The organism is Nocardioides sp., from assembly GCF_034670285.1.
GTDB lineage: Bacteria > Actinomycetota > Actinomycetes > Propionibacteriales > Nocardioidaceae > Nocardioides.
In genome coordinates this window covers 1-7,330 of sequence record NZ_JAXMNS010000181.1, presented here as the reverse complement: position 1 = coordinate 7,330, position 7,330 = coordinate 1, and the positions used below count along the sequence as shown (strand labels likewise).

General features: G+C 70.7%; 6 protein-coding genes. 1 reads left to right on the top strand and 5 read right to left on the bottom strand.

The genetic code is table 11. The features are described from left to right. The 3 genes from VOI19_RS10545 to VOI19_RS10535 all read right to left on the bottom strand — a co-directional run. On the bottom strand, nucleotides 1-1,956 hold a 1,956-nt coding region (locus tag VOI19_RS10545; RefSeq protein WP_323792922.1), incomplete at its 3' end, for a ribonuclease E/G. Between the two features lie 337 nt (nucleotides 1,957-2,293). Next, the gene (locus VOI19_RS10540) at nucleotides 2,294-3,046 is read right to left on the bottom strand and encodes a TIGR03936 family radical SAM-associated protein (RefSeq protein WP_323792921.1); all 753 of its coding nucleotides are present in this window, start codon (nucleotides 3,044-3,046) and stop codon (nucleotides 2,294-2,296) included. Continuing rightward, nucleotides 3,043-4,236, bottom strand: a complete 1,194-nt coding sequence (locus tag VOI19_RS10535) for a winged helix DNA-binding domain-containing protein (RefSeq protein WP_323792920.1) — start codon at nucleotides 4,234-4,236, stop codon at nucleotides 3,043-3,045. The genes VOI19_RS10540 and VOI19_RS10535 overlap by 4 nt, the downstream gene beginning before the upstream one ends. 96 nt (nucleotides 4,237-4,332) lie before the next feature. On the opposite strand from VOI19_RS10535, the gene VOI19_RS10530 reads away from it, so the two are divergent. Beyond that, on the top strand, nucleotides 4,333-5,091 hold the full coding sequence (locus VOI19_RS10530) for a DUF4190 domain-containing protein (protein WP_323792919.1): 759 nt from the start codon (nucleotides 4,333-4,335) through the stop codon (nucleotides 5,089-5,091). A gap of 1 nt (nucleotide 5,092) precedes the next feature. Here VOI19_RS10530 and VOI19_RS10525 read toward each other — a convergent pair whose 3' ends face one another. Beyond that, a complete protein-coding gene (locus VOI19_RS10525; RefSeq protein ID WP_323792918.1) occupies nucleotides 5,093-7,090 on the bottom strand; it encodes a TIGR03960 family B12-binding radical SAM protein in 1,998 nt (665 codons plus the stop codon). 41 nt (nucleotides 7,091-7,131) lie between these two features. Next, nucleotides 7,132-7,330, bottom strand: a 199-nt coding sequence (locus VOI19_RS10520) for a hypothetical protein (RefSeq protein ID WP_323792917.1), incomplete at its 5' end; no start/stop codon positions are given.

The following is a 7,330-nucleotide window of genomic DNA, read 5'->3' as shown; positions in this document are numbered from 1 at the left end:
GTAGAGCAGCTGGGGGCCGTTGCCCTTGGTCTTCTTCTCGATGTCCTCCCAGCGCGCCTTGAGCCGCTCGACGTCGCGGGTCAGCTCGTCCTCGCTGGCCCCCTCGGCGGCGGTGCGCACGATGACGCCGGCGGAGTCCGGGACGATCTCCTTGAGGAGGGTCTTGAGGCGGTTGCGCTCGGTGTCGGGCAGCTTGCGGGAGATGCCGCTGGTCGTGCCGTCCGGCACGTAGACCAGGAAGCGGCCGGCCAGGCTGACCTGGCTCGTCAGGCGCGCACCCTTGTGACCGACCGGGTCCTTGGTGACCTGCACCAGGATCGTCTGTCCGGAGGAGAGCACCGACTCGATCTTGCGAGGGGCGCCGTCCTTGTGGCCGAGCGCCGACCAGTTGACCTCGCCGGCGTAGAGGACCGCGTTGCGGCCCTTGCCGATGTCGATGAACGCCGCCTCCATGGAGGGCAGCACGTTCTGCACGCGGCCGAGGTAGACGTTGCCGATCAGCGAGGTCTGCGACTCGCGGGCCACGTAGTGCTCGACGAGGACCTTGTCCTCGAGGACACCGATCTGGATGACGTCCTCGCGCTGGCGGATCGCCATGACGCGCTCGACCGACTCGCGGCGGGCCAGGAACTCGGCCTCGCTCACGATCGGGGCGCGACGACGTCCGGCCTCGCGACCGTCGCGGCGACGCTGCTTCTTGGCCTCCAGACGGGTCGAGCCGCTGATCGCGGTGATCTCGTCCTCGGGCGAGCGGGAGCGGCGCACGCGCGTGGTGGTGTTGTTGGGGTCGTCGTTGCCGTTGCCACCGTCGTCACCCTCACGACGGCGACGACGACGGCGACGCGAGGTGCCGTCACCGGACTCTGCGTCGTCGTCGGACCCGCCCCCCTGGTTGCCCTGGTTGCCCTGGTTGCGGCCGCCGCGGTTCTGGCCGCCCTCCTGCTTGCCGGAGTCGTCGCCGGACTTCTCGGACTTCTCGGCCTTCTCGGACTTGTCGGCGTTCTTGGAGCCACCGTCACTGCCCGAGCTGCCCGGGTCGGAGGAGTCGTTGTCCTGGCCCCCGCTGCCCTGGCCGCCGTTCTGGCTGTCTCCGCCACCACCGCCGCCGCTCTTGCGACGACGACGGCCGCCGCGACGGCGGCGCCGACGCGGGCCACCGTCGCCGGACTCGCCGTCGTCGGAGCTGTCCGAGTCGTCGTCGGAGTCGTCGTCGGTGCTGTCGTCGGTCCTGTCGCTGTCAGCGTCCTGCTTCGTCTCGGCCGGGTCGGTCGACGTGCTCGCCTCGTCGGTGGTCGTGGCGGACTCCTCGTCCTCCTCGTCCTCCTCGACGGCGACGGGCTCGGGGGCCGGCTTCTGGGCGGGCTTGCCGGCCGTGCGCTTGCGGGTCGTCTTCTTGGCCGGCGCAGGAGCGGCGTCGTCGGTCGAGGTCTCGGTGGTGCCCTCGGCCTGACCGTCCGTCGTCGGGAGCGGCTCGTCGGCCGCGGGAGCCGCGGCCTTCTTGGCCGGGGCGCGACGGGTCCGGGGCGCCGGGGTCGCCTCCGGGGCCTGGAACAGCGGCATCGCGGCACCGGCGCTGCTGCCGGCGGCGTCGGGCGCCTCGGACTCAGCAGCCTCGGTGGGCTCTGCTGCGGCGGTCTTCCTGGGCGCCCGCGTGGTGGTCTTCTTGGCAGCAGCCTTCTTGGCCGGTGCCTTCTTGGCAGCAGCCTTCTTGGCCGGCGCGTCAGGAGCGTCGCCCTCCGCAGCCTCGGTGACATCGGGAGCCTGCGGGTCCGGCGCAGCCGCGGCCTTCTTGGCCGGGGCCTTCTTCGCCGGGGCCCTCTTGGTCGCCTTCTTCGCAGCGGCCTTCTTGGCCGGCTTGGCGGTGCCGTCGCCGGGCGGCGTGTCGGGCACGACCGTGTCGGCGTTCTCGGTGCTCTCGGGGGTGTTGTTCTGGTCGGCGGAGGTGTCGTCAGCCATGTAGTGCTCCTCGCGCCCGACCTCAGGTCGGGCGGTGTCTGGCACCACGCCCGGGGGAAAGCAGGTGGTTCCGGGACGTCGTGCAAAGCCTTCGTGGGTTCGAACGACACCCTCCGCGGTGTGCGTCACTGAGGACCGGAGTCACCTACCGCGGTCGACAGCCTGGTCGGATCGCTGTCACCGATCCGGGCCGCGTCGCGGTCTGGTGACGACCTGTCCCCACCGTGTCGACCCGCCGTGACGGAGCGACGAGAACGTCGTCGGGTCGGATCTCGCGCCTTGGGAGCGACGATCGCCGACCGTGACGAGTATCGCACAGTCCCCGAGCCGCGCAGGATCAGCGTGCGAGCGGGTCCCCCACGGTGCCGGTCTCCTCGTCGAGCGGACCCTGCGAGAGCCGGGTGAGCAGCGCCGGCCCGGACAGCTCGAGGCCGGTCAGGGCACAGAGGCCGGTGAGCACGTCGTCCGGCCGCACCGACGGCACCCCGTGGCGCAGGACGAGGTCCAGCTGGGCAGGCCCGTCGACCCCCGCCCCGGCCACCGGCGAAGCCTCGGTGTCGGCGATCGAGAGCGAGACGACCGCAGCGCGGCAGTCGAACTCCCGCAGCCCCTTCTTGGTCATCCGCTCGACCGCCACCGAGGGCTCGGCGAGGAAGCGGACGACCGCTGCGCTCAGCTCGTCGGCAGGCGCACGGGTGTCGATCAGCCAGCGACTCGCGATCAGGAGGTCGGCCAGCCCGCCCTTGCCGAGCTCGGCGGCGTCGACGACCTCGAGGACGTCGAGTCCCTCGGGGAGCGACTCGTCGAGCGCTGCATGGATGTCGGCGGTGTCGACCATCTGGGCCAGCCCGATCTCGAGGTACTCGGCCTCGCTGGCCGATCCGGTCGGCGCCGCGCCGGCGTAGGAGATGCGCGGGTGCGGGTTGAACCCCGAGGAGTAGGCCATCGGGATGCGGGCCCGGAAGATCGCCCGCTCGAAGGCGCGGCTGAAGTCACGGTGGCTGGTGAAACGCAGCCGGCCACGCTTGGCGTAGCGGATCCGCAGTCGCTGGACCGGGGGTGCCTGCTGCTCGGGAGGTTGACGGCTCATCTGGTGGCTTCCCTGTGTGGTCGGTGGATCTTCATCGCAGGCGAAGGGTAGACGGTGCCGACCGTGACGCCGTCCAGCCACCGGGTCAGCCGCTCGGCCTCCGCGTCGAGCGCGCGCGTCGCCGCGGGGTCGACGTCCTCGAGCAGGTGCACCCGCACCCTCCCCCCGAGGTCCTGGGTCCAGCACCCCACCACCCGACCGTCGACCCACGCGGTCGTGCCGGCGTTGCCGTTGCGGTCGAAGAGGGTCGCGGCGTGCTCGCCGAGGTAGAAGTCGCGCTGCTTCCATCCCATCACGGTCGGGTCCAGCACCGGGAGCAGCGCCACCCAGCGCTCGTCCTGGCCCTGCGGAGCGTCGAGGTCGTCGGGCAGCAGCCACCCGGTCGCCCCACCGTCGAGTCCGACCGGCACCGCATCGAGGTCGCTCAGGGCGGCCCGCACGATGCCTTTGGTCGCGCCGAGCCACCAGACCAGGTCGGTCTCCGTGCCCGGCCCGAAGGTGTGCAGCCAGCGGCGCACGATCTCCCGGAAGCCCGCAGTCGCGTCCAGCGGCTCCCCGACGGCACCGAGCCAGTCGGTCATCAAGGTCCAGCGTGGCCGGGAGATCCGCCAGTGCTGCGTGTTGGTGCCACGGACCAGGTCGTGCGTCAGCCCGAGGTGGGTGAGGACCCGACCGTGGCTCCACACCGCTCCGGCACCGCTGCCGAGGTCCAGCCTCACCACGGCTTCGGGGACGGCGTCGCGCACCTCGACCGCGGTCAGCCCGTCGGGACGCTCCCGCAGGGCGGTGAGCACCGCCTCACGTGATCGGTGGACCCAGTCGATGCCGTCTGCCGCGGCGCCGACCTTCTCGACGTCCTTGGCCATCCGCTTGAGCTCGGCCTCTGCGACGCGGGCAGAAGCGCTGCCCCACGCTGCGGGAAGCAGGTCACGCGGGAAGACGAAGAGGGTGCGTCGCATCGCCAGCTGCTTGACCACGCCGCGCTCGTCGTAGAGGGCTCGGTCGACGTCGGCGACCGTGAGCCCCTCGACCCGGCTCCAGCACGACAGGTAGACCGTCGCCGGCTCCGTGGCGTGCAGCACCGTCATCGCCTCCGTGGCTGCGCGCACCCCCTCGGCGCGGTGGGACGGTGCGAGGGCGTGACGTTGCGCCAGCCGCGTGCGCCGCTCGGCATCACTCACGTGCAGCATCGCGCCATCCTGCCGCACCCCCCCGACATGAGTCCGGCTCGGCGTCCTTTCTGACAGACTGCCTGGGATGCCGCCGATCGAGCTGGAGGACGAGCGATGAGCAACCCCTACGACCCGAACAGCTCGCCCGGCGTCCCCGAGGGCACGCCCCCTCCCCCTCCGCCGTACGGCCAGACCCCCTACGGCCAGACCCCCTACAACCAGGGGTCCTACAACCCGCCGCCCTATGGCCAGGAGACCTTCGGCCAGGACGCGTACGGCACCTACGGTCAGGGCACCCCGCCCGCGGCAGCACCCACCAGCACCGACGCGGTGTCGATCACCGCGTTCGTGCTGTCGTTCACGTGCTTCCTGTCGCCCGTGGCGTTGATCCTCGGCATCGTCGGCCTGAGCCGCACCAAGAACAACAAGCGCAAGGGGCGCTGGGCTGCGATCGCCGCCATCCCGCTCGGCCTGCTCTTCAGCATCCTCGGCGCACTGGTCGTGGTGGCCGGCGTCTTCTTCGCCCAGAACGTGATCACCCCGTCGAACGCCGAGGTCGGCCAGTGCGTCGACGTGAGCCGGGACGGGTCCGACTACAACCTGCTGAAGGTCGACTGCGTGGAGTCCCACGACGCCGAGATCATCTACGTCGGCGTCGCCTCCGACTACGAGGGCGGCCTGAGCGGGTCGGTGAACCCGGCCCAGGTCTGCACGTCGCTGATGGCCGCCGACGACCTCGCGGCCCTCGAGGCCTTCTCCGACGACCTGCTGATCAACCTGATCATCCGCGACCCCGAGGACATCGAGCCGGACGACGAGTTCCTGTGCTTCGTCGAACTGACCTTCGGCTCGCTGGACGCGCCGATCCTCTGACTCAGATGACCGCGAGCGGCAGCAGCTTCTGCCCGGTGGGTCCGATCTGGATCTCGGTGCCCATCTCAGGGCACACGCCGCAGTCGTAGCACGGGGTCCAGCGGCAGTCCTCGACCTCGACGTCGGAGCTGCCGTCGGCGACCGCGAGAGCGTCCTCCCAGTCGGCCCAGAGCCAGTCCTTGTCGAGCCCGGAGTCGAGGTGGTCCCACGGGAGCACCTCGTCGTAGCCGCGCTCACGCGTGGTGAACCACGCCTGGTCGACGCCCGTGCCGGCCAACGCCTTCTCGGCCGACTCGACCCAGCGGTCGTAGGAGAAGTGCTCGCTCCAGCCGTCGAAACGGCCACCGTCGCGCCAGACCTGCTCGATGACGGCGCCGACGCGGCGGTCGCCGCGCGAGAGCAGACCTTCGACGCTGCCGGGCTTGCCGTCGTGGTAGCGGAAGCCGATGGCGCGGGCGTACTTCTTGTCGGCGCGCACGAGGTCGCGCAGCTTCTGCAGGCGGTCGTCAGTGGTCTCGACGTCGAGCTGCGAGGCCCACTGGAACGGCGTGTGCGGCTTGGGCACGAAGCCACCGATCGACACGGTGCAGCGGATGTCGTTCTGACCGGTGACCTTGCGGCCCTCGGCGATGACCCGCTTGGCGAGGTCGGCGATCTGGAGGACGTCCTCGTCGGTCTCGGTCGGCAGGCCGCACATGAAGTAGAGCTTCACCTGGCGCCAGCCGTGGGAGTAGGCGGCCGAGACGGTGCGGATGAGGTCTTCCTCGGTGACCATCTTGTTGATCACCTTGCGCATCCGCTCGCTGCCGCCCTCGGGGGCGAAGGTCAGCCCGGAGCGGCGTCCGTTGCGGGAGAACTCGTTGGCCAGCGAGATGTTGAAGGCGTCGACGCGCGTGCTCGGCAGGCTGAGGCTGACGCTGGAGCCCTCGTAGCGGTCGGCGAGGCCCTTGGCGACGTCGGCGATCTCGGTGTGGTCGGCGCTGCTGAGGCTGAGGAGCCCCACCTCGTCGAAGCCCGAGGCGCGCACGCCGTTCTCGACCATCGCGCCGATCGTCTCGATGGAGCGCTCGCGCACCGGGCGCGTGATCATCCCGGCCTGACAGAACCGGCACCCGCGCGTGCAGCCGCGGAAGATCTCGACGCTGAAGCGCTCGTGAACGGTCTCGGCGAGCGGCACGAGGGGCTTCTTGGGGTAGGGCCAGGCGTCGAGGTCCATCAGGGTGTGCTTGGTGACGCGGTGCGGGATGCCGGGGCGGTTGGGCGTGACTGCGACGATCTCGGCACCGTCGGCCGGGTCGCCGTACGTGACGTCGTAGAACTTCGGCACGTAGATGTTGCCGGTGACGGCCAGGCGCCGCAGCAGCTCGTCGCGACCACTGGTCATCTCGCCGGCGGGACGCCCCTCTTCCTTCCACTCCTTGATGACGTCGGAGATGGCGAGCACGACCTCCTCGCCGTCGCCGAGGACGGCGGCGTCGATGAAGTCGGCGATCGGCTCGGGGTTGAAGGCCGCGTGGCCGCCCGCGAGCACGATCGGGTCGGCGTCGGTGCGCTCGGCGGCGTGCAGCGGGATCTGCGCGAGGTCGAGGGCGTTGAGCATGTTGGTGTAGCCGAGCTCGGTGGAGAAGCTCAGGCCGAGGACGTCGAAGTCGCGCACCGGACGGTGGGCATCGATCGTGAACTGCGGGATGGGTCCCTGCTCGTCACCGGTGCGCATCACCTGCTCGAGGTCGGGCCACACCGAGTAGGTGCGCTCGGCGACGATCCAGTCGCGCTCGTTGAGCACCTCGTAGAGGATCGCGACACCCTGGTTGGGCAGTCCGACCTCGTAGGCGTCGGGGTACATCAGGGCCCAGCGCACGGTCTCGCCCTCCGGCGCGCAGTCCCACTCCTTAACCGTGGAGTTGAGCTCGCCGCCGACGTACTGGATCGGCTTGGAGATCGTCGGCAGGTGCGGCTCGAGACGCGGGAAGATGCTGGCGGAGGTGGGGCTGGGCATGCGCACCAGTCTACGAGCCGTGGGCACGCCCGCCCGATTCGTCACTCCACGGCCATGGTGAGCGGGATCGAGTGCACGAACCCGTCCACCCGCACCTGCACGAAGAAGCGATAGGTGCCGGCCGTGGCGAAGGAGGTGTGGAAGCGCAGCACGCTCCCCTGCTCCGACGTCGTCGGGGCGCCCAGCGGGTGCACGTGCACGAACGCGCCGGTGGCCTCGTCGAAGCCGGTCAGGTGGGCG